Raw genomic sequence first — 19,955 nt, 5'->3', positions numbered from 1 at the left:
TCACCCGCCGGCGGCCCGGCAGCTGCGGAAGCCGGCGAAGATGTCGCGGCGGTGCGGCTCGAAGAAGTTGCGGTAGCGCGCATGCGCGAGCGCCGCCGACGTGGCGTGGCAGGCGCCGCGCAGCACCCGCCGGGTGCCGAACCACGGCGCCGAATAGTCGCGGTAGGGATGGGGCGTGAAGCCTGGATAGGGCTCGAACGGGCTCGAGGTCCATTCCCAGACCCGGCCCCAGGCGAAGCCCGGCAGCGTGAGCGCCGCACACTCCCATTCGGCTTCGGTCGGCAGCCGCCGCCCGGCCCAGCGGCACCAGGCTTCGGCTTCATGCGCGTTCAGGTGAACCGCTGCATCGAGCGGGTTCAGCGGCAGCCAGCGGCCGCCGCGCCGCTGCTGCCAGCCGGTGCCCGCCGCACGCAGATGGGCGGGGTGGCGCAGCGGCTGGTGCGCGAGCCAGTCGCGGCCCGCGTCGGACCACCACGCCGGATTCTCGTAGCCGCCGCCTTCCACGAACGGCAGGAAGCGCGCCCAGCTCACGGCCTGCGCGTCGATGCGCAGCGGCTCGATGGCGACATCGCGGGGCTGCAGTTCGTTGTCGAACGCAAAGCCGGCGCCGGCCTCGGAGCCGATGCGGAAGCGCTGCGCCGGCAGGTCCAGTTCGGCGTCCGCCGCAAGCTGCGGCGCGGCCCCGCTCTCGCGCAGCGCGATGCCCAGGCCCTCGGCCATGTAGGCCGCCGCTTCGGCGTGCATGGCCTCGTGCAGGGCGACCAGGCGGAAGAAGTAGAGCGCATCGTCGTGCGCATCGGGCGGAAGCTCGTCCAGCAGAGCCAGCGTTTGCGCGAGCGTGCGTTCGAGGTAGCCGCGCGTGGCCTCGGCATCGGGCAGCGGGAGCGTCCAACGGGTGCGGTGCGCCACGCGGCTGGAGTCGTACCAGGCGTCGGCCTGCGGCAGCAGCGAGGGCTTGCGCGCAGGGTCGGGCTCGCAGGCCGCGCCCCGCGCGCGCTGCGGGTTGCGGCCGATCCACCATTCCTGGAACCAGGCCACGTGGCCCAGCTCCCAGAGCGGCGGATTGAACTCGGGCGCGTAGCCGATGCCGGGATAGGCGTCTCCCAGCGCGGCCCGAAAATCGTCCGCAAGATCGAGCGTGCGCCACCGTGCGGCCAGCAGCGCCGCGCGCACCGATGCCGGCGGTCCCGCGCGCAGCGCCAGCGCCTCGGGCGCGGCGGCCACGCTATAAACAGGCAATGTCGAATCCATCGGTTGTGATCGTAAGCCCGGCGTTGCCTGGCGCCAACAATGGCAACTGGCGCACCGCCCATCGATGGAAAACACTGCTGTCGCCCGTCTGCAGCGCACGCGTGGTGCAGCAATGGCCCGATGCAGGCGCTTCAGCCGACACCGTGATGCTGGCGCTGCACGCGCGGCGCTCGGCGGAATCGATCGCGCACTGGGCCAACGCCCATCCCGGCCGCGGCCTGGCCGTGGTGCTGACCGGCACCGACCTGTACCAGGACATCGGCAGCGACCCGCAGGCGCAGCGCTCGCTGCAGCTGGCGCAGCGCCTGGTCGTCCTGCAGGCGCTGGGCGCCGAGGCCCTGCCGCTGGAATTCCGGGACAAGGCGCGCGTGGTGTACCAGTCGACATCCGCGCGCGCCGAGCTTCCCAAGTCCGCACGCCAGCTGCGCGCGGTGATGGTCGGCCACCTGCGGCAGGTCAAGTCGCCGCAGACACTGTTCGACGCGGCGCGCCTGCTGTGCGGGCGCGAGGACATCCGCATCGACCACATCGGGGACGCGGGCGACGCCGGGCTGGGCGAACTCGCGCGCGCACTCGCCAGAGAATGCCCGGGCTACCGCTGGCTCGGCGCCCTGCCCCATGCGCAGACCCGCCAGCGCATCCAGCGCGCCCACGTCCTGGTGCACACCAGCGCGCTGGAAGGCGGAGCCCACGTGATCATGGAGGCGGTGCGCAGCGGCACGCCGGTGCTGGCCTCGCGCGTGCCCGGCAATGTCGGCATGCTCGGCGGCGACTACGCGGGCTACTTTCCGCACGGCGACGCCGCCGCACTGGCGGCGCTGCTCGAGGCCTGCCGCGCGGGCCAGGGCTCCAAAGACCGCGCGGCCGATCTGCTGGACAGTCTGCGCACACAATGCGCGTTGCGCGCGCCGCTGTTCGACCCGAGGGCCGAGCAGGCCGCACTGTTGCAACTCTTGAACGAACTCCAGCCACGACCATGAACGCTGCCCTCCCGCAAGCCCCCATCGCCGAGCCCCGCCTCACCTCGCTGTCGCACGGCGGCGGCTGCGGCTGCAAGATCGCGCCCGGCGTGCTGTCCGAAATCCTCAAGGGCACCGCGCGCATGCCGATGCCGCCCGAGCTCCTGGTCGGCATCGAGACGGCCGACGACGCGGCCGTCTATCAGCTCAACGACGAGCAGGCGCTGATCGCCACCACCGACTTCTTCATGCCGATCGTCGACGATCCGTTCGACTTCGGCCGCATCGCGGCCACCAACGCGATCTCCGACGTGTATGCGATGGGCGGCAAGCCGATCCTGGCGCTCGCGCTGGTCGGGATGCCGATCAATGTGCTCAGCACGGCGACCATCGGGCGCATCCTCGAAGGCGGCGAATCGGTGTGCCGGGCGGCGGGCATTCCGATCGCGGGCGGCCACACCATCGATTCGGTCGAGGCCATCTACGGGCTGGTCGCGCTCGGGCTGGTCCATCCGAAGCGCGTCAAGCGCAATGCCGGCGCCAAGGCCGGCGACCTGCTGGTGCTGGGCAAGCCGCTGGGCGTGGGCATCCTGTCGGCGGCGCTCAAGAAGGAAGCACTCGACGCGGCCGGCTACGAACGCATGATCGCCACCACGACGCGGCTGAACACACCCGGCCCCGAGCTCGCGGCGCTCGACGGCGTGCATGCACTGACCGACGTGACGGGCTTCGGCCTGGCCGGCCATGCGCTGGAACTGGCACGCGGTGCAGGCCTGTCGCTGGAGATCGACTGGCAGCAGGTGCCCGTGCTGGAAGGCGTGCGCGACCTGGTTCGGTCGGGGCATGTCACCGGCGCATCCGGCCGCAACTGGGCCGGCTACGGGTCCGACGTGGCGCTGCCGCAGAACTTCGCCGACCACGAGCGCGCCCTGCTCACCGATCCGCAGACCAGCGGCGGACTGCTGGTTTCGTGCGCACCCGCAGCGCTCGATGAAGTGCTGGCCATCTTCCGCCGGCATGGCTTCGACGATGCCGCGGTGATCGGCGCTGCCAGCCCGCAAGGCAGCGGGCCGCGCCTGGCGGTCCGCTGATGCGCTGGCGCGTGGGCCGGGCTGCCGAGACCGCGGCTCGGGCTACATCGCGCTCAGCCGCTTTTGGATTGCGTTCATCTCATCGATCTCCTTGCGCTGCGAGCTCGAGATCTGCCCGCACAGCCTGACCAGCTCGGGATCCTTGAGCCCGGCCTCGCGGCACATGAGAATGGCGCCCGAGTGGTGCGGCACCATCGAGGCAATGAACTGCCTGTCGCCGATCAGGCCCTGCTGCCGTGTTCCGGCAAGGGCAGCGACAAACAGGATCGCGAGCCCCGCATGGAGCGCCGCGTTGAGCGCCTTGCTGCGGTACATGCCTCGCATGGTTGCGAGCATGATGATCCCCATGGGGGCGACCATGGTGAGTGCCATGTAGAACATGTTGAGGTTGTTCCGGAAATCGCCCCAGCCGTCGATCATGGAAAACATGACGAGGTACATGACCACAAGGCTGAGCAGCATGTTCACGGCAAACATCGCGTAGGGGTGCCCGCCTTCGTGCTGCGGGGCGTGGTTTTGATCTTCCATCGTGTTTTTTCCTTTGGATGCCGGTGGATGGCGATCGGGCGTGCCCGGGGCCGATGCTCGTGCGGCAAGGGCTCGCTCGCGTAGGAAAAAGACGCATCGCCTCGTGGGAAGGGAAAGTGCGCGGCCGCGCGCTGCGCTCCTCCTTTGGGCGCGTTGCCGCATGCGGATTGCCATTTCAGCCCGGCTGTCGCCTATCCTCGGACCCGCGTTCCAGCATTCCAGAGAGACCTGTCCCTTGCCTTCGTCCAAAGCAGCCTCCCCCCCGCCTCGCCCGGCGACGATGGCCGACGTCGCCGCGCGCGTCGGCGTCTCGAAGATGACGGTGTCGCGCGCGCTGAACCGCCGCACCGGCAGCGACCGCGCGACCTCGGAGGCACTGCGCCAGCGCATCCTCCAGGCCTGCGAGGAGATGGGCTACGTGATCGACCAGACCGCGCGCACCTTCTCCAGCAAGCGCTCGGGCTTCGTCGCGGTGCTGATCCCGTCGCTGAACAACTCCAACTTTTCCGAAACCGCGCAAGGCATCGCCGCCGCCCTGGAAGCGCGCGGACTGCAACTGCTGCTGGGCTACACCGACTACCGCGTGGAGACGGAGGAGCGCCTGCTGCGTGCCATGCTCGCGCGCCGGCCCGAGGGCGTGATCCTTACCGGCGGCGCCCACACGCCCGCCGCGCGCGCCATGCTCCAGGCAGCCGGCGTGCCGGTGGTCGAGACCTGGGACCTGCCCGCCACGCCCATCGAGCACACGGTCGGCTTCTCCAACGCGGAAGCCGCCGCCGCGATGGTGCGGCACCTGCACGGCCAGGGCTACCGGCGCATCGCCTTCATCGGCGGCACCTCGAACCGCGACACGCGCGGGGCCGACCGGCAGCGCGGCTATGCCGAGGCGATCCGCGAACTGGGCCTGCCCGACGGGCGCGTCATCGGCTTCGGGCAGCCGCCGATCTCCATGGCGCAAGGCGCAGAGGCCGTGGTGCAGCTGATCCGGCAATGGCCCGACGTGGACGCGGTGATGTGCGTGTCCGACCTCTCGGCCTTCGGCGCGCTGATGGAGTGCCAGCGCCGCGGCTGGGAGGTGCCAGGGCGCATCGCGATCGCGGGCTTCGGCGACTTCGAGGTGGCCCGCGCCTCGCACCCGCGCATCACGACCGTGGCGCTGGACTGCGTGGGCATGGGCAGGGCCGCGGGCGAATTGCTGCTGCGCGTGATCGACGGCTCCCGCGATGGCCGCCGCCCGCCCGCGGAAACGGTGCTGATCCCGTTCCGCGTCGAGCAGCGGGAAAGCTCCTGAAGGTGTTCAGGCCGCGGTGGTTTCCGCGCCGACGTCGGCAAAGTCGATCAGCACCTTCATCGCCTGCTTCCGGTCGCTGGCCAGCTCGAAGGCCTCGCGCGCCTGCTGCATCGGGAAGGTGTGCGACACGACCGGCGACAGGTCGACCCGGCCTTCGTTGATGAGCCGCACCGCCAGCGCGAATTCCGCATGGAAGCGGAACGAGCCGCAGATGCTGAGCTCCTTGGCCACCACCATGTTCTGCGGAATGCTCACGTCGCCGCCCAGCCCCAGCTGCACCACCACGCCGCGCGGGCGCATCACCTCGAGCCCGTCGCGCAGCGCGCGCTCGTTGCCGGAGCATTCGAGCATCACGTCGAAGGTGCCCTTGTCGGCCGAATAGCGCGACACCCAGCCCCTGTCCTGCGCGACGTTGATGGCATGGTCGGCCCCCATGGCGCGCGCGATGGCGAGCGGCTCGTCGACCACGTCGGTGGCGGTGATCTCGGCCGCGCCGTGGGCGCGCGCGGCCGCGATGGCCAGCACGCCGATGGGCCCGCAGCCCGACACTAGCACGCGCTTGCCCAGCAGCGGGCCTGCGCGCGACACGCCATGCAGCCCCACCGAGAACGGCTCGGCCAGCGCCGCCAGGCGCAGCGGCACATGGTCGGCCACCTTCACGCACTGGGTGGCCTCGCACAGCAGCATGTTGCGGAACGCGCCCTGCACGTGGGGCGTGCGCATGGCGCTGCCGTAGAAGCGCATGTCCAGGCACTGGTTGGGCAGGCCTTCGAGACAGAACTTGCAGGCGCCGCAGGGGCGGCTCGGATTGACCGCCACCTTGTCGCCGATGCGCACACTGTCGACGCCGGGCGCCGTGGCCACCACGGTGCCGGCCACCTCGTGGCCCAGCACCATCGGCTCCTTGATACGCACGGTGCCGAAGCCGCCGTTGTGAAAATAATGCAGGTCGGAGCCGCAGATGCCGCCCATGCCGACCTTCACCAGCACCTGGCCCGGGCCGATGTCTCCGGCGTCCTGTTCCTCCAGGCGCAGGTCGTCGGGGGCATGGATCACGAGGCACATACAGCGCATACGCATGGGGTTTTCTCCTTCAGGCCGTCAGGCGACCGGGGTGACGAGGGGCCGGCCCGCGAAGTGGGCCTCGAGATTGCGGCGAACCAGCTCGCCCATGGCGCGGCGCGTCTGCTCGGTGCCGCTGCCATGGTGCGGGTGCAGCACCACATTGTCGAGCGCCGCAAAGCGCGGGTCGATGCGCGGCTCGTTCAGGAACACGTCGAGCGCCGCGCCCGCGATGGCGCGCTGCTCGAGCGCCTGCAGCAGCGCGCCCTCGTCCACCGTGGTGCCGCGCGACACATTCACGAGCCAGCCCTTGGGGCCGAGCGCCTGCAGCACCTTCGCATCGACGATGCCGCGCGTGGCCTCGCCGCCGGGCAGGATGACGATCAGCACGTCGCACCATTCGGCCATGGCCGCGAGGCTTGCGAAGTGGCGATGCGGGCTGTCCTCGCGCGCCGTGCGGCTGAAGTAGCCCAGCTCCAGCTCGAAGCCCGAGAGCCGCCGCGCGATGGTGCTGCCGATGCGTCCGAAGCCGGCAATGCCCACGCGCTGGCCGAAGAAGCGGGTGGCCAGCGGCATCGGGCCCTTGGCCCATTCGCCGCTGCGCACGAAGCGGTCGCCGGCTGGAATGGAACGCTGCAGCGCGAGCGCGAGGCCCACGGCCAGGTCGGCCACGTCGCCGTTGAGCACGTCGGGCGTGTTGGTCACGCGGATGCCGCGCGCACGGCAGGCCGCAAGGTCGATGCCGTCGGTGCCCACGCCATAGCAGGCGATCAGCTCCAGCGCCGGCAGCGATGCGATCAGCTCGGCGCTGGCACCCAGCTCGCCGCGCGTGGCCACGGCGCGGATGTCCGCGGCGTGCTCGGCGATGAAGGCCTGCCGGTCCGGCGCCTCCCACCAGCGAAGCAGCGTGTAGCTCGCCTGCATCGGCACCATGTCCCAATCCGGATAGGGGCCGGGCATCAGCACATGCGGGGGTCGGGGGGCAGCGGTCAAGCGGATTCTCCTGAGGGGATGGCGCGGCTGCGCAAATAGATACCGGTAACTTTAACTGCGTTGCCACCCTGCCTGATGGAAGCCCCACGAAGGTTTCCACCATTGACGGCACAATAAGATACCGGTAACGTATTTGCATTGCCACCGCCGCGCATTCCGCCATCCCTCCTGGAGCCCCGCTTGAAACTCTTCGACCTGACCGGGCGCACCGCCCTCATCACCGGCTCCAGCAAGGGCATCGGCTTCGCGCTGGCCGCGGCACTGGGCTCGGCCGGCGCGCGCATCGTGCTCAATGCGCGCGATGCCGCCGCACTCGAAGCCGCGCGCGACGCGCTGCGTGCCCGGGGCGTTGCAGCCGAGGCCATGGCCTTCGACGTGACCGACGCCGCCGCGGTGGAGGCCGGCGTGGCGCGCATCGAAGCCGGCATCGGCCCGGTCGACATCCTGGTCAACAACGCGGGCATGCAGCATCGCGGCGCGTTCGCGGAGTTCCCGATCGATGCGTGGCACAAGATCACCACCACCAACATCGACAGCGTGTTCTTCGTCGGCCGCTTCGTGGCGCAGCGCATGATCGAGCGCAAGCGCGGCAAGATCATCAACGTCTGCTCGGTGCAAAGCGAACTCGGCCGCCCGGGCATCGCACCCTATGCCGCCACCAAGGGCGCGGTGAAGATGCTCACCAAGGGCATGGCGATCGACCTCGGCAAGCACGGCATCCAGGTCAACGGCCTGGGGCCGGGCTATTTCAAGACCGAGCTGACGCAGTCGCTGGTGGCCGATGAAGCCTTCACGGCCTGGCTCTCCGGCCGCACGCCCGCGGGGCGCTGGGGCGAGGTGGAAGAACTCGGCGGCGCGGCGATCTTCCTGGCATCGGACGCATCGAGCTTCGTCAACGGCCACATCCTGTACGTGGACGGCGGCATCACCGCCAGCCTCTGATCCATGTCCGCGCAGCCAGGCCAGCGCGTGGCCGTGATCGGCGTGGGCATCATGGGCTCGGCGATTGCGCGCCGCCTGCTCGAATGCGGCCACGCGGTGTGCGTGTTCGACCTCGACGCCGCCAAGGTCGCCGCGCTGCAGCAGCAAGGTGCGCGCGCCGCCGGCACCGCGGCTGTAGCTGCGTCGGCCAGCGACTTCGTCATCACCAGCCTCAACTCGGCGGCGGTGCTGGAGCGCGCGCTCTTCGGCGAAGCCGGCGTGGCCGCTGCCGCGCCCGCCGATCCGCAACGGCTGCTGATCGACATGTCTTCCATCGACCCGGCCTCCACGCGCCGGCTCGCACAGTTGCTGCGCGAGCGCACGGGCATGGGTTTCGTCGATGCGCCGCTGTCGGGCGGCGCCCCCAAGGCCCTGCTCGGGCAGCTGACGGTCATGGCAGGCGGGAGCGAGGGCGACGTGGCGCGCGCACGCGCCGTGATGGACAGCCTGTGCGCCAACTACACCCGCATGGGCGAAAACGGCGCGGGCCAGACCACCAAGCTGGTCAATCAGCTGCTTTGCGCCATCGGCTTCCAGGCCGTGGCCGAGGCGGTGCGGCTGGCGGAGGCCGGCGGCGTCGATGCGTCGAAGCTGCACACCGCGCTGGCCGGCGGCCGGGCCGACAGCCAGATCCTGCGCGAGTTCGGCCCCAAGATGGCCGCGCGCGACTTCACGCCCACCGGCCGCATCGACAACATGCTCAAGGACCTCGAGGCCGTGCAGGCCTTTGCACAGGGCGAACGGCTGCCGCTGCCGCTGGCGGGCGCGGTCTCCGAGCTGCACCGCACCTTCGTCGCGGCCGGGCTCGGGGCGGAAGACACGGCCGCCATGATGCGGCAGTTCAACGGCTATGCGCGCGACTGAAGCGCGTGCTGGCTGATATGGGCCACCCACAGAAAGAAGACACCATGTTCATCCGTTGCGCGTTTTTCCGGGGCCGGGTCAAGACCGGCATGGAAGAGGCTTTCGACCGGCACGTGCACGAAAAGCTGGTGCCGCTGTGGACCCGCTTTCCGGGCGTGCTCGAAGTGCGCGTGCTGCGCCAGATCGAGAGCGACGTGAGCGATCCCGAACTCGCCATGGTGCTGTCGACCCGCTATGCGAGCCGCGAAGACATCGCGCATGCGCTCGATTCGCCGGTGCGCTACGAAAGCCGCGAGGTTTCGAAGCACCTGTTCGAGATGTTCGACGGCACGGTCTTCCACACGGTCTTCAGCGCCGAGGAATTTCCGCTCGCCAGCCTTTGATGCTCAATCGCCCAGCACGCCCATTGCCCGGCGCTCGACCAGGTCGCTTGCCCGGCTCAGGTGCGAATGCATGTGTGCCGCGGCGCCCTCGAGGTCGTTGTCTTCCACCGCCTCGAGGATCTGCAGGTGTTCGCGGCATGAGGTATGCAACAGGTCGATGTTCACCAACGGATAGTCCGACAGGTCCGACATGCGCCGCAGCCGGTTCTGCTGCCGCACCGCGTCCAGGATGAAGCGATTTCCCGAGGCGGCGGCAAGCAGTTCATGGAACTGCGCATTGGCCTCGAAGAAGTCCATCCACGAATGCCGCGAGGCCTGCGCCAGCAGCGCGCGCTGGCGTTCGCGGCAGGCGAGCAGCCTTTCGTGGTCGACGCGAAAGCCGGGCTCGCGCAACGCCGCGCATTCGACCGTGAGGCGAAACCGGTAGCTCTCGCGTTCGCTTTCGACGGAGTCCAGCGTTTCGGTGAATTCCCAGCGCTGATAGTGCCGCCCGCGCAGCACGCCGTCCTGCAGCAGCGTGGTGAGCACGGTGCGCAGCAGCGCCCGCGCCACGCCGTAGCCTTGCGCGAGTTCGAGTTCGTTCACGCGCGTGGGCAGCTTGCCCGACAGGCGATCGCGCAGCAGCCGGTAGTAAAGCGTTTTCTCTTCGTCTTCGGGCAGTTCGCGCCGCACCAGCGCCAGCGCCTCGCGGCCGGCAACCAGCGTGTAGCCGCGGTTGGGCGCGTGCGCCAGCACATCGCGCTCATGAAGAAAGCGCAGCGCAGCGCGCACCGGCGTGCGCGAAATGCCCAGCCGGCCGGCCAGGTCGGCCTCGGTCATGTGGCGGCCGTTTTCGTAGCCGCCCGCCAACGCCTGGTCGAGGATGTAGCGGCTCACGCGCTGCGTCAGGGGCGGGATGGATGCGATCGGCTTGTTCATCGTTCGAAGGGGCCATGATCATGGCATCTTTGTATTTTTCGCCGCGAAAAACCATGTACATCTTGCGTCAAAAATACAATCTGCATTCCTAAGATCGGCCCCACGGCGACCCGGGCACCGGGTCGTTTCCCAACGGAGAAACCTACTCGTGGCCCTTGCCGACACCCTGCCCCCCTCCTCTGCCGCTGCCGCACCGACCACCGGCATTGCGCCTTCGCTCGACGCGTTCTGGATGCCTTTCACCCCCAACCGCAAGTTCAAGCAGTCGCCGCGGCTGATCGTCGGCGGCGAGGGCCTGCACTACGACCTGGCCGACGGCCGCCGTGTGCTCGACGCCATCGCCGGCCTCTGGTGCGTGAACGCCGGCCATCGCAACCCGCGGGTCAGCGCAGCCATGAGGGCGCAGATCGACGTGCTCGACTACGCCTCGAATTTCCAGATCGGCCATCCCGCGGCCTTCGAACTCGCGCAGCGCCTCGCCCGGTTCGCGCCCGAGGGCATGAACCACGTCTTCTTCACCAATTCCGGCTCGGAGTCGGTCGACACCGCGCTCAAGATCGCGCTGGCCTATCACCGGGCGCGCGGCGACGCAGGCCGCTACCGCCTGATCGGCCGCGAGCGCGCCTATCACGGCGTGGGGTTCGGCGGTATCTCGGTGGGCGGCATCGGCCGCCAGCGCAGCACTTTCGGGCCGCTGCTCAATGGCGTGGACCACCTGCCCCACACGCACGACCTCGTGCGCAATGCGTTCTCGCGCGGAGAGCCCGAGCACGGCATCGACAAGGCCGATGCGCTCGAAGCCCTGTTTGCGCTGCACGACGCCTCGACCGTGGCCGCGGTGATCGTCGAGCCCGTGGCCGGATCGACCGGCGTGCTGCCGCCGCCGCGCGGCTACCTGAAGCGCCTGCGCGAAATCTGCGACCGGCACGGCGTGCTGCTGATCTTCGACGAAGTCATCACCGGCTTCGGCCGCCTCGGCGCCAACTTCGCGGCCGATCTGTTCGGCGTGACGCCAGACCTCATCACCGCTGCCAAGGGCCTCACGAACGGCGCCGTGCCGATGGGCGCCGTGCTGATGCGCGACGGAATCCACGACGCCTTCATGCAGGGAAGCGTCGGCGCCATCGAGCTCTCGCACGGCTACACCTATTCGGGCCATCCGCTGGCCTGCGCGGCCGCGATGGCCACGCTGGACGCCTACACCGAAGACGGGCTCATCGCGCAGGCGGCAGCGCTCTCGCCTTTCTTCGAGGACGCAATCCATGGCCTGCGCGGCCTGCCGGGCGTGATCGACATTCGCAACACGGGCCTGCTCGGCGGCATCGAGCTGCAGGCCTGGGCCGACGGTCCGGGCACGCACGCGCAGGCGGTGGCGCAGCAATGCGTCGAGCTGGGCGTGCTGGTGCGCTCGGTGGGAGACACCATCGCGCTCTCGCCGCCGCTCACGATCGGGCGCGAACACATCGGGCAGATCGTGGATGCCCTGCGCACAGCCATCGCGCAGACTGCGCGCCCGACGGACAAGGAAGCATGAACATGGACAACATCGAATCATTCCCCCTCTACGACATCGAAGGCGACGCGCGCCAGTGCGGCCAGCAGTACGGCCGCGCGGCCGGCGACCGCATCGACCTGAGCCTGCGGACCTATCGGCTGGCCTTCGAACGCGTGGGCCTCGGCTGGGACCGCACCCGCGCGCTCGCACGCCGCTTCATGCCGGTGATCGAGGCCTTCGACGCCGGCATGCTGCGCGAGATCGAGGGCGTGGCCGAAGGCGCGGGCGTCCCGGCCGAGGACATCATCGCGCTCAATGCGCGCAGCGAGATGCTCTATGCCTTTGCGCAGCTCGAAGCCACCGAGCCGCCCGACGGCTGCACCGGCGTGGTGGTGATGCCCTCCGCCGCGCGCGACGGCAGGCTCATCCACGCGCAGAACTGGGACTGGCGCGTCGAGAGCCTGGAGCTCGGCGTGGTGCTGCGCATCCAGCCCGCCAAGGGCCCGGCCATGCTGACCTTCGCCGAAGCCGGCACCCTTGCACGCGCCGGGCTCAACAGTGCCGGCATCGCGGTGACGGGCAACTTCATCAAGGCCGATGGCGACGGCAGGCAGCAAGGCGTGCCGCTGGCGCTGATCCGCCGCGGCATCCTGCAGTCGGAGCTCTATGCCAATGCGCTGGGCGTGGTGTGCCGCACGGCGCGCTCGATCTCCAACAACATGATCCTCACGCACGCGGAGGGTGAGGCGGTGAGCCTGGAAACCTGCCCCGAACAGGTCTTCTGGCAACAGCCCGAGAACGGCATCCTGGTGCACGCCAACCACTTCAAGACGGCAGCCGCGCTGGCACGCGTGGTGGACCGCAGCCTGGAAACCACGCCCGACTCGCTCTACCGCGACCGGCGGGTGACCGAGGCGCTGCACAAGCGCGCGGGCGACCTCACCGAGCAGGACGTGCTCGACGCGCTGCAGGACCGCTTCGGCGCACCGCGCGCCGTGTGCCGCAGCCCGAGCGCGGGCCCCGGGGGTGCGTCGTCGGCCACAGTGGCCACCATCGTCATGGACCCGGCGGCACGCAGGATGCGTATCGCACCGGCTCCCTTCAAGGCCCACCGGTTCACCGAGTATTCCCTCTGACATGCCACGCCCAGCCCTCGCCAGGAGTGTTTCCATGAAACTGCCCCGACCCCGCCCGGCCGCCAAGGCGGCGCCTCTTGCACGCCCGCGCCTGCGCTGGCCGATGCGCATCGCCGCCGCGGGCCTGTGCCTCTGGGCGACGGCTTCGGCCCTGGCCCAGAACGGCGCCGGCCAGACGCTGCGCATACAGATCAACTCCGACATCCGTTCCACCGACCCCGGCGGCAACCGCGACGACAACACCGACAACGTGCTGCTGCACGTGGTCGAGGGCCTGGTCGCGCTGCGCGAAGACACTTCCGTCGGCCCCATGCTGGCAAGCCGCATCGACACCTCGGCCGACGGGCTCACCTACACCTTCACGCTGCGCGACGGCGTCAAGTTCCACAACGGCGCCACGCTCGCCGCGGACGACGTGGTATGGAGCTGGCAGCGCTACCTGAAGCCCACCAGCGGCTGGCGCTGCCTGTCCGAGTTCGACGGCAAGGGAATGACCAAGGTGCTGTCGATCGAGGCGCCCAATCCGAAGACGGTGGTCTTCAAGCTCGAGCGCGCGAGCAGCCTCTTCCTGCCGATGATGGCGCGCCCCGACTGCGGCAGCGCCGCGGTGCTGCACCGCAGCTCGGCAGGCGCCGACGGCCAGTGGAAGGAACCCGTGGGCACGGGTCCGTACCGGATCAAGGAATGGAAGCGCGGCCAGTACGTGGAGCTGACGCGCTTCGAAGGCTACGTCTCGCGCGCCGAACCGCGCGACGGATACACCGGCGGCAAGAAGGCCGAGATCGAGAACCTGCGCTTCGCCGTCATTCCCGACTCGGCGGCCGCGAAGGCCGCGCTCTACAGCGGCGGCATCGATGCCTTCCTGAGCCCCAGCCCGTCGGACGTGGTCGAAATGCGCGGGCGCAGCGACGTGATCGTCGACACCACGCCCGTGATGAGCATGGTGGCGCTGCTGCTGCAGACCACCGACCCGGTGCTGAAGGACGTGCGCGTGCGCCGCGCGCTCGCCCTTGCACTCGACACGCCTGAAATCGCGCGCACCGTGACCGAGGGCCTCTCGCCCGTCAACAACTCGGTGGTGCCCTCGTCCAGCCCCTACTACAGCCCGGCGCAGGCCAGCGGCTACAAGCGCGACCTGGGCGCGGCAAAGAAGCTGCTGGCCGAAGCGGGCTACCGGGGGCAGCCGATCCGCCTGCTTGCCAACAAGCGCTACGAGGCGCTCTACTCCGCCGCCGTGCTGGTGCAGGCGATGGCGGCCGAGGCCGGCATCAACGTCGAACTCGAGGTGCTCGACTGGGCCACCCAGCTCGACCGCTACACCAAGGGCCAGTACCAGGCCATGGCCTTCATCTATTCGGCGCGCATCGATCCCTCGCTCAACTACGAAATGGTGTCGGGGCCCAAGGCAAGCCAGCCGCGCAAGGTGTGGGACAGCGCCTTTGCGCAAACCCGGCTCGCCGAATCGATGACCGCGAGCGACAAGGCGCGGCGCCAGAGCCTGTTCGACGAGATGCATCGCCAGATGCTGCAGGACGTGCCGATGGTGGTGCTCTTCAACGCCAGCGATGCCACGGCCATGCGCAAGAGCGTGACGGGCTTCAAGGGCTGGGCCCCTGCCAAGCCGCGGTTCTGGAACGTGCGGCTCGACGCCCGCTCCTGAGGCCAGGCCACCATGCTCGCTTATCTGTTGCGCCGGGTCGCGATGACGATCCCGACGCTGCTGCTGGTCGCCGTCGCGGTCTTCACATTGATGCGGCTGATTCCCGGCGATCCGGTCCAGCTCATGCTGGGCGAAGGTGCCGATCCGGCGCAACTCGATCTCATGCGCCGCCAGATGGGCCTGGACCAGCCGCTGCCGGCGCAGTTTCTGGTCTGGCTGCGCCATGCGCTGGCCGGCGACCTTGGCGTGTCGACCACCAACGGCCTGCCGGTGCTGCCGCTGATCCTGGAACGCTTCCAGGTCAGCGCGGTGATCGTGCTGGCGGCCGTGGCCATTGCCACGCTCATCGCCGTGCCCGCCGGCCTGGTCGCCGCCTGGCGCAAGGACCGCGCGGCCGACCTGGCCATCGTCGGCGCCTCCACGCTGATGCTCTCGGTGCCGAGCTTCTGGCTCGGCCTGCTGCTGCTCATGTTCTTCGGCCAGTACCTGGGCTGGCTGCCCGTGGTCGGCTACGTGCCGATGGCGGAGAACTTCACGCAGGGGCTGCTCTATGTGATTCTTCCGGTGGCCACGCTCGCGCTGGTCGAAACCGGTGTGCTCACGCGGATGTCGCGTGCCAGCACCATCGAGATCCTGCGGCTGGAATACGTGACGCATGCCCGCGCCAAGGGCGTGCCGGAGAGCCAGGTGCTGCGCCGCCACGTGCTGCCCAACGCCTTCAATCCCACGCTCACCATGATCGGGCTGATCCTGGGCCACCTGCTCAGCGGCATCGCCGTGCTCGAGACCGTGTTCACCCTGCCCGGCCTCGGCCGCCTGATGATCGATTCGATCTTCGCGCGCGACTATCCGGTGCTGCAGGGCTGCCTGCTGTTCACGGCCTGCATCTACGTGGCCATCAACCTGATCGTGGACATGTGCTACCCCTTGTTCGATCCGCGAGTGTCCGTGCAGTGATGAAATTCAAGACGCATACCCTCATCGGCGGCGCGCTCGTGGCCGGGCTCCTGGCCATGGCGCTGGTGGCCGCGGTGTGGACCCCCTACAACCCGCTGGGCATCGACCTGCGCAGCAAGCTGCAGCCGCCTTCGACCGTGCACTGGCTGGGCACCGACGAGTTCGGCCGCGACGTGGCCAGCCGCGCCATGCGCGCCGCTTCCACCAGCTGCCTGGTCGCGCTGCTCACGGTGGTGCTGGCCACCTCCATCGGCCTGCTCGCGGGCGTGGTCGCGGGGTTCCTGCGCGGCTGGACCGACCGCGTGCTCATGGCACTCAACGATGCGCTGCTGGCCTTTCCGGGCCTGCTGCTGGCGCTGGGCGTGATGGTGATCGTCGGCGCCAACCAGTGGGGCATCGTGCTGGCGCTGAGCCTGGCCTATGCCCCTTCGGTGGTGCGTGTGGTGCGGGGCACGGTGCTGTCGCTGCGCGAGCGCGAGTACGTCGAGGCCTCGCGCATGATCGGCAACTCCGAGGCCTACACCATGTGGCGCCACGTGCTGCCCAACTGCATTGCACCCGTCGCGGTGCTCGCCACCAGCATGTTCGGCTGGGTGCTGCTGTCGGAAAGCGCACTGAGCTTCCTCGGCCTGGGCGTGCCGCCGCCGGCCCCCACCTGGGGCAACATGCTCTCGAGCGCGCGGCCCTACATGGCCTCCGCCGTATGGCTGTGCATCGTGCCGGGCCTGTGCATCGCGCTCACGCTGCTGGGCATCAACCTGCTGGGCGAATCGCTGCGCGACCGGCTCGATCCACGGACGGAGAAATCATGAGTGCCGCATTGCCAACCGCACAGCCGGTGCTCTCGGTCCAGCAACTGAAGATCGAACTGCGCGGAGGCGCGCAGGCGCTGGTGCACGACCTCTCGTTCGACGTGCATGCGGGCGAGTTCCTCGCGGTGGTGGGCGAATCGGGCAGCGGCAAGACCATGGCCGCGCGCGCCATCCTGCAGTTGCTGCCGCCGGGCATCGCGCAAACCGGCGGCCGCATCGTGTTCGACGGCGAAGACCTGGCCACGCGCGACGTGAAGGCGATGCGCCCGATCCGCGGGCCCGGCATCGGCATGGTGTTCCAGGAGCCGATGGTGTCGCTCAACCCGGTGCACCGCATCGGCGAGCAGATGGCCGAAGGCCTGCGCATGCACACCGCGCTTTCGGCAGCCGAGATTCGCACGCGCTGCCTCGACATGCTGCGCCGCGTGCAGATACCCGAGCCCGAGCGCTGCATGAACGCCTACCCGCACGAGTTCTCGGGCGGCATGCGCCAGCGCATCATGCTGGCCAGCGTGATGCTGCTGAAGCCGCGCCTGCTGATCGCCGACGAGCCAACCACCGCGCTCGACACGCTGAGCCAGCGCGAGGTGCTCGACCTGATGGTCGGCCTTGCGAGGGACCAGGGCACGGCCGTGCTGCTGATCACCCACAACCTGGGCCTGGTGGGCCGCTATGCGCAGCGCGCCATCGTGCTGGAGAAAGGCCGGCTGGTCGAGACCGGCCACGTGCCCGGCATCCTCGTCGCGCCGCAGCAGCCCTACACCCGCAAGCTGGTCGATGCGCTGCCGCGCCGGCAGGATGCGAAGGCAAAGGCTGCCGCCGCGCAGCAACCGCCGCTGCTGCAGGTGCGCGGCCTGAGCGTGAGCTACCCCGGCGCACGCGCGGGCCTGTTCAGGCGCCACCCGCCGCAGCGCGTGATCGATTCGCTCGACCTCGACATCCATCCGGGCGAGATGGTCGCGCTGGTGGGCGGCAGCGGCTCGGGCAAGACCACGCTCGGCCGCGCGATCCTGCGGCTGGCGGCGTCGCAAGGCGGCCAGATCCTGTTTCGCGGCGAAGACGTGCGCAGCGCCGGCCGCGCGGCGCTGCACCGCTTCCGCCTGGCGTGCCAACTCGTGTTCCAGGACCCGTTCTCCTCGCTCGACCCGCGCATGCGCGTGCACGAGATCGTGGCCGAACCGCTGCGCCATCTGCCCGAACTCGATGCCCCGGCGCGCGCGCGCCGTGTGCATGAAACGCTCGACGAAGTGGGTCTCGGCCCACTCGGCGCACGCTATCCCCACGAACTCTCCGGCGGCCAGCGCCAGCGGGTGGCGATTGCGCGCGCCCTGGTCAGGCGCCCGGCTTTCGTGGTGGCGGACGAACCCGTCTCGGCCCTCGACATGACCATCCAGGCCCAGGTGCTGCGCCTGTTCCAGAGCCTGCAGGCGCACCACGGCTTCGCCTGCCTGTTCGTCAGCCACGACCTGGCCGCAGTGGAGCAGATTGCCGACCGCGTCATCGTGATGGAACGCGGCCGCATCGTGGAACAGGGCACGCGCGACGCGGTGTTCGATGCACCGCGCCATGGCTACACGCGGGCATTGCTCGAGGCCACGCCGCGGCCGCTGGCCTCGCTCGCACCGCCCGAAGCGGAACCCTGCGCCGAGAAAGTCTTCGCGTGAGCGGCGCGGCACAATCGCCGGCGTGCCGCTCCTCGACCACTGCCTGCCCGCCGGCCTTGCGCTGGCACTCGCTCTCGCCGCGCCCGCCGCGCGCGCGGCCGACCCCGTGCTTCTCGTCACCTCGCCGGCGGCCCTGCAGGCCGCCGAGAAATCCGGCGCCGGCTTCGCCCACTGGATCGGCGACGCACCCGCTTCAGCCGACGGCATCGCGAACAACCAGGTGCTGATGCGCACGCCGGCGTGGCAATCCATCGCCACGCCGCTCGGCGACAGCATCGCGCGCATCCAGCGCAGCGACCGGCAGGCCGGCGTCGGCATCTCGCGCTATCCGCACCGGCTGTTCGATGCGCGCTGGCTGGCGAGCCCCGACGCATTCTTCGAGCTGGTGGGCGTCGCCAACCGCATGGACCGCCGGCCGTTTCAGCGCGGCGCCTGCGGCGAGACGCGGCTGGTGTACCGGCTCGCCTACCGCACCGCCGCGATGCAGTCGCGCCTGCCGATGACCGTCAACGTGGAACTGCGCGGCGATGCGCCCGATGCCGACGGCAGCTGCGCGAGCACCGCGCGGCGCTGGCAACCGCCGCAGCCCTCGATGCAGGACGAGGCGCTCGGCCGCTGGCTGGTGTCGGCCGACGGTCCGCTGGCGCCGCAGCGCCTCGCGTCCGCACGCATCGCGCAGATCACCACCAACCTGCAGAGCGTGCGCTGGCCCTCGGCGGTACGGCCCGATCTCGGCGGCCATGCGGAATACATGCTGCGTGCGTTCCGCTGGAATGCCGGCACGCGGCGCTTCGACGTGGCGCCGCTCGAGAACACCCCCGATGTCGCGCGGCTCAAGGCCGATGCCCCGCTGCGCAAGGAGCTGCGGCAGTGGCTGCAGCAGCCCGACAACCTGCGCGCGCTGGACGAGGCCACCCTGCAAATTCCCGAGAAGTTCCTGGCGACCGAGGCCATCTCGGTGGCGCCGCGCGGTCTTGCGCGGCTGGCGAACCGGCCGTTCGCACAGCTCTTCCCGCCCGGTGAATGGCAGGCCGTGCCCGGCAGCCGCACGCTGCCATCGCCGCAGGCTCTGCTGCGCCGCCTCGACGACCTCAGCTGCATGGGCTGCCACCAGAGCCGCGCGGTCGCGGGCTTTCACCTGCTCGGCGTCGACCGGCGCGGCGCATCGCGCACCTTCACGGCGGGCAACGCACTCGCGCTGCCGCATTCGCCACACCTGCAGGACGAACTGGCGCGGCGCGGCCGCTATGTGCACGCCGCGCTGTCCGCGCCGCAGCCCGATCCGTTCCGGCCCCTCGCCGAACCGGAGGTCACGGACGCCGCACCGGAGAAAGCCACGGTCGGCGCAAGCTGCGAGCCCACCCGCATCACACAGTCGGCCAACCCGTGGCTGGACCGCGCCGAGAAACTGCCGCGCGTCGCCTGCGAAGGCGCGCACTCCGTGTGCGAGAAAACCTCGGTCGGCTTTCCCGGCGGCATGTGCTCGGGCCCGTGCGATCCGCTGGACAGGAACGGCACCTGCGGTGGCATCGCCATCCTCAGCGATTTCAACCAGTGCCTGGCTGCGAACCGGCCTTTCGGCGAATGCCTGGGCAGGCACACGCGGCCCGGCAACCTGCGCAGCTGCTCGGCGCAGCAGCCCTGCCGCGACGACTTCATCTGCGCCCGGGCCGAGGACCAGCCCGAAGGCCGCGGAGCCTGCATTCCGCCCTACTTCCTCTTTCAGATGCGGGTGGACGGGCACTCCTGACGCGCAATGGCCGCCCGCCGGTCCGCGCGTCATCCTTTGGGTGACAACTTTCAGCCTATGGACAGTGCACGGGCTGACGGTTCAGCATCGATCTCTTGTCGATTTGGGTGACGGCGCAGCGCGTTCCCCGAAGTTGCACCGTTCCATCGGCGAAATTTTC

At 69.8% G+C, this 19,955-nt stretch carries 18 protein-coding genes; 13 read left to right on the top strand and 5 right to left on the bottom strand.

The window, feature by feature from the left end; genetic code table 11:
• Positions 1-1,251: a selenoneine synthase SenA gene (gene senA, locus ACAM54_RS10745; protein ID WP_369650670.1), complete on the bottom strand. Its 1,251-nt coding sequence runs from the start codon at positions 1,249-1,251 to the stop codon at positions 1-3.
• Between senA and senB the strand changes: the two genes are divergently transcribed.
• Both senB and senC read left to right on the top strand, forming a co-directional pair.
• Positions 1,239-2,231 carry a selenosugar synthase SenB gene (gene senB / locus ACAM54_RS10740; protein ID WP_369650669.1) on the top strand — a complete coding sequence of 331 codons (993 nt, stop codon included), beginning with the start codon at positions 1,239-1,241 and terminating at the stop codon, positions 2,229-2,231. The genes senA and senB overlap by 13 nt on opposite strands.
• A complete protein-coding gene (gene senC, locus ACAM54_RS10735) occupies positions 2,228-3,301 on the top strand; it encodes a selenophosphate synthetase SenC (protein ID WP_369650668.1) in 1,074 nt (357 codons plus the stop codon). The genes senB and senC overlap by 4 nt, the downstream gene beginning before the upstream one ends.
• Before the next feature lie 42 nt (positions 3,302-3,343).
• Here senC and ACAM54_RS10730 read toward each other — a convergent pair whose 3' ends face one another.
• Positions 3,344-3,829: a DUF305 domain-containing protein gene (locus ACAM54_RS10730; protein ID WP_369650667.1), complete on the bottom strand. Its 486-nt coding sequence runs from the start codon at positions 3,827-3,829 to the stop codon at positions 3,344-3,346.
• Positions 3,830-4,109: 280 nt separating this feature from the next.
• On the opposite strand from ACAM54_RS10730, the gene ACAM54_RS10725 reads away from it, so the two are divergent.
• Positions 4,110-5,120, top strand: a complete 1,011-nt coding sequence (locus ACAM54_RS10725; protein WP_145743318.1) for a LacI family DNA-binding transcriptional regulator — start codon at positions 4,110-4,112, stop codon at positions 5,118-5,120.
• Between the two features lie 6 nt (positions 5,121-5,126).
• On the opposite strand, the gene ACAM54_RS10720 is transcribed toward ACAM54_RS10725, so the two are convergent.
• Together ACAM54_RS10720 and ACAM54_RS10715 are read right to left on the bottom strand one after the other, a co-directional pair.
• Positions 5,127-6,200, bottom strand: coding sequence for an L-idonate 5-dehydrogenase (locus ACAM54_RS10720; protein WP_192327680.1), 1,074 nt, complete (start codon positions 6,198-6,200; stop codon positions 5,127-5,129).
• A 21-nt stretch (positions 6,201-6,221) separates the two neighbouring features.
• Positions 6,222-7,142 (bottom strand): 2-hydroxyacid dehydrogenase, encoded by a 921-nt coding sequence (locus tag ACAM54_RS10715; protein ID WP_309934370.1) that lies wholly within the window; start codon positions 7,140-7,142, stop codon positions 6,222-6,224.
• Between the two features lie 213 nt (positions 7,143-7,355).
• Between ACAM54_RS10715 and ACAM54_RS10710 the strand changes: the two genes are divergently transcribed.
• From ACAM54_RS10710 to ACAM54_RS10700, 3 genes are read left to right on the top strand one after another with little or no spacing between them, the layout of a single operon-like run.
• Complete coding sequence (locus ACAM54_RS10710; RefSeq protein WP_309934138.1) at positions 7,356-8,117, top strand: SDR family oxidoreductase; 762 nt, start codon at positions 7,356-7,358, stop codon at positions 8,115-8,117.
• A 3-nt stretch (positions 8,118-8,120) separates the two neighbouring features.
• Positions 8,121-9,020 (top strand): NAD(P)-dependent oxidoreductase, encoded by a 900-nt coding sequence (locus ACAM54_RS10705; RefSeq protein WP_369650666.1) that lies wholly within the window; start codon positions 8,121-8,123, stop codon positions 9,018-9,020.
• Between the two features lie 44 nt (positions 9,021-9,064).
• The gene (locus ACAM54_RS10700) at positions 9,065-9,403 is read left to right on the top strand and encodes a hypothetical protein (RefSeq protein WP_309934141.1); all 339 of its coding nucleotides are present in this window, start codon (positions 9,065-9,067) and stop codon (positions 9,401-9,403) included.
• 3 nt (positions 9,404-9,406) lie between these two features.
• Here ACAM54_RS10700 and ACAM54_RS10695 read toward each other — a convergent pair whose 3' ends face one another.
• Positions 9,407-10,321: a GntR family transcriptional regulator gene (locus ACAM54_RS10695; protein ID WP_145743308.1), complete on the bottom strand. Its 915-nt coding sequence runs from the start codon at positions 10,319-10,321 to the stop codon at positions 9,407-9,409.
• A gap of 232 nt (positions 10,322-10,553) precedes the next feature.
• Between ACAM54_RS10695 and ACAM54_RS10690 the strand changes: the two genes are divergently transcribed.
• From ACAM54_RS10690 to ACAM54_RS10660, 7 genes are read left to right on the top strand one after another with little or no spacing between them, the layout of a single operon-like run.
• Positions 10,554-11,855, top strand: a complete 1,302-nt coding sequence (locus tag ACAM54_RS10690) for an aspartate aminotransferase family protein (protein WP_369650965.1) — start codon at positions 10,554-10,556, stop codon at positions 11,853-11,855.
• Between the two features lie 2 nt (positions 11,856-11,857).
• A complete protein-coding gene (locus ACAM54_RS10685; protein WP_186454168.1) occupies positions 11,858-12,952 on the top strand; it encodes a C45 family peptidase in 1,095 nt (364 codons plus the stop codon).
• Positions 12,953-12,986: 34 nt separating this feature from the next.
• Entirely contained in the window at positions 12,987-14,612 is a 1,626-nt protein-coding gene (locus ACAM54_RS10680; RefSeq protein WP_369650665.1) for an ABC transporter substrate-binding protein, read from the top strand.
• A 12-nt stretch (positions 14,613-14,624) separates the two neighbouring features.
• The gene (locus ACAM54_RS10675) at positions 14,625-15,569 is read left to right on the top strand and encodes an ABC transporter permease (RefSeq protein ID WP_192327687.1); all 945 of its coding nucleotides are present in this window, start codon (positions 14,625-14,627) and stop codon (positions 15,567-15,569) included.
• Positions 15,569-16,381 carry an ABC transporter permease gene (locus tag ACAM54_RS10670; protein WP_145743302.1) on the top strand — a complete coding sequence of 271 codons (813 nt, stop codon included), beginning with the start codon at positions 15,569-15,571 and terminating at the stop codon, positions 16,379-16,381. The genes ACAM54_RS10675 and ACAM54_RS10670 overlap by 1 nt, the downstream gene beginning before the upstream one ends.
• A complete protein-coding gene (locus tag ACAM54_RS10665; protein ID WP_369650664.1) occupies positions 16,378-18,045 on the top strand; it encodes a dipeptide ABC transporter ATP-binding protein in 1,668 nt (555 codons plus the stop codon). The genes ACAM54_RS10670 and ACAM54_RS10665 overlap by 4 nt, the downstream gene beginning before the upstream one ends.
• A gap of 22 nt (positions 18,046-18,067) precedes the next feature.
• Positions 18,068-19,795, top strand: coding sequence for a hypothetical protein (locus ACAM54_RS10660; protein ID WP_369650663.1), 1,728 nt, complete (start codon positions 18,068-18,070; stop codon positions 19,793-19,795).
• Positions 19,796-19,955 lie beyond the last annotated feature (160 nt).

This window comes from Variovorax sp. V93 (assembly GCF_041154485.1).
Taxonomy (GTDB): domain Bacteria; phylum Pseudomonadota; class Gammaproteobacteria; order Burkholderiales; family Burkholderiaceae_C; genus Variovorax; species Variovorax beijingensis_A.
Note: the sequence above shows the minus strand (reverse complement) of the source record. Positions and strands in the feature narration are given on the sequence as shown.

Coding starts and splice junctions, on each gene's coding strand:
- ACAM54_RS10670 (WP_145743302.1), top strand. CDS start 15,569: ATGAAATTCAAGACGCATACCCTCATCGGCGGCGCGCTCGTGGCCGGG.
- ACAM54_RS10665 (WP_369650664.1), top strand. CDS start 16,378: ATGAGTGCCGCATTGCCAACCGCACAGCCGGTGCTCTCGGTCCAGCAA.
- ACAM54_RS10680 (WP_369650665.1), top strand. CDS start 12,987: ATGAAACTGCCCCGACCCCGCCCGGCCGCCAAGGCGGCGCCTCTTGCA.
- ACAM54_RS10675 (WP_192327687.1), top strand. CDS start 14,625: ATGCTCGCTTATCTGTTGCGCCGGGTCGCGATGACGATCCCGACGCTG.
- ACAM54_RS10700 (WP_309934141.1), top strand. CDS start 9,065: ATGTTCATCCGTTGCGCGTTTTTCCGGGGCCGGGTCAAGACCGGCATG.
- senB (WP_369650669.1), top strand. CDS start 1,239: ATGTCGAATCCATCGGTTGTGATCGTAAGCCCGGCGTTGCCTGGCGCC.
- ACAM54_RS10690 (WP_369650965.1), top strand. CDS start 10,554: ATGCCTTTCACCCCCAACCGCAAGTTCAAGCAGTCGCCGCGGCTGATC.
- ACAM54_RS10720 (WP_192327680.1), bottom strand. CDS start 6,200: ATGCGTATGCGCTGTATGTGCCTCGTGATCCATGCCCCCGACGACCTG.
- ACAM54_RS10685 (WP_186454168.1), top strand. CDS start 11,858: ATGGACAACATCGAATCATTCCCCCTCTACGACATCGAAGGCGACGCG.
- ACAM54_RS10725 (WP_145743318.1), top strand. CDS start 4,110: ATGGCCGACGTCGCCGCGCGCGTCGGCGTCTCGAAGATGACGGTGTCG.
- ACAM54_RS10705 (WP_369650666.1), top strand. CDS start 8,121: ATGTCCGCGCAGCCAGGCCAGCGCGTGGCCGTGATCGGCGTGGGCATC.
- ACAM54_RS10695 (WP_145743308.1), bottom strand. CDS start 10,321: ATGAACAAGCCGATCGCATCCATCCCGCCCCTGACGCAGCGCGTGAGC.
- ACAM54_RS10730 (WP_369650667.1), bottom strand. CDS start 3,829: ATGGAAGATCAAAACCACGCCCCGCAGCACGAAGGCGGGCACCCCTAC.
- senA (WP_369650670.1), bottom strand. CDS start 1,251: ATGGATTCGACATTGCCTGTTTATAGCGTGGCCGCCGCGCCCGAGGCG.
- ACAM54_RS10715 (WP_309934370.1), bottom strand. CDS start 7,142: ATGCCCGGCCCCTATCCGGATTGGGACATGGTGCCGATGCAGGCGAGC.
- senC (WP_369650668.1), top strand. CDS start 2,228: ATGAACGCTGCCCTCCCGCAAGCCCCCATCGCCGAGCCCCGCCTCACC.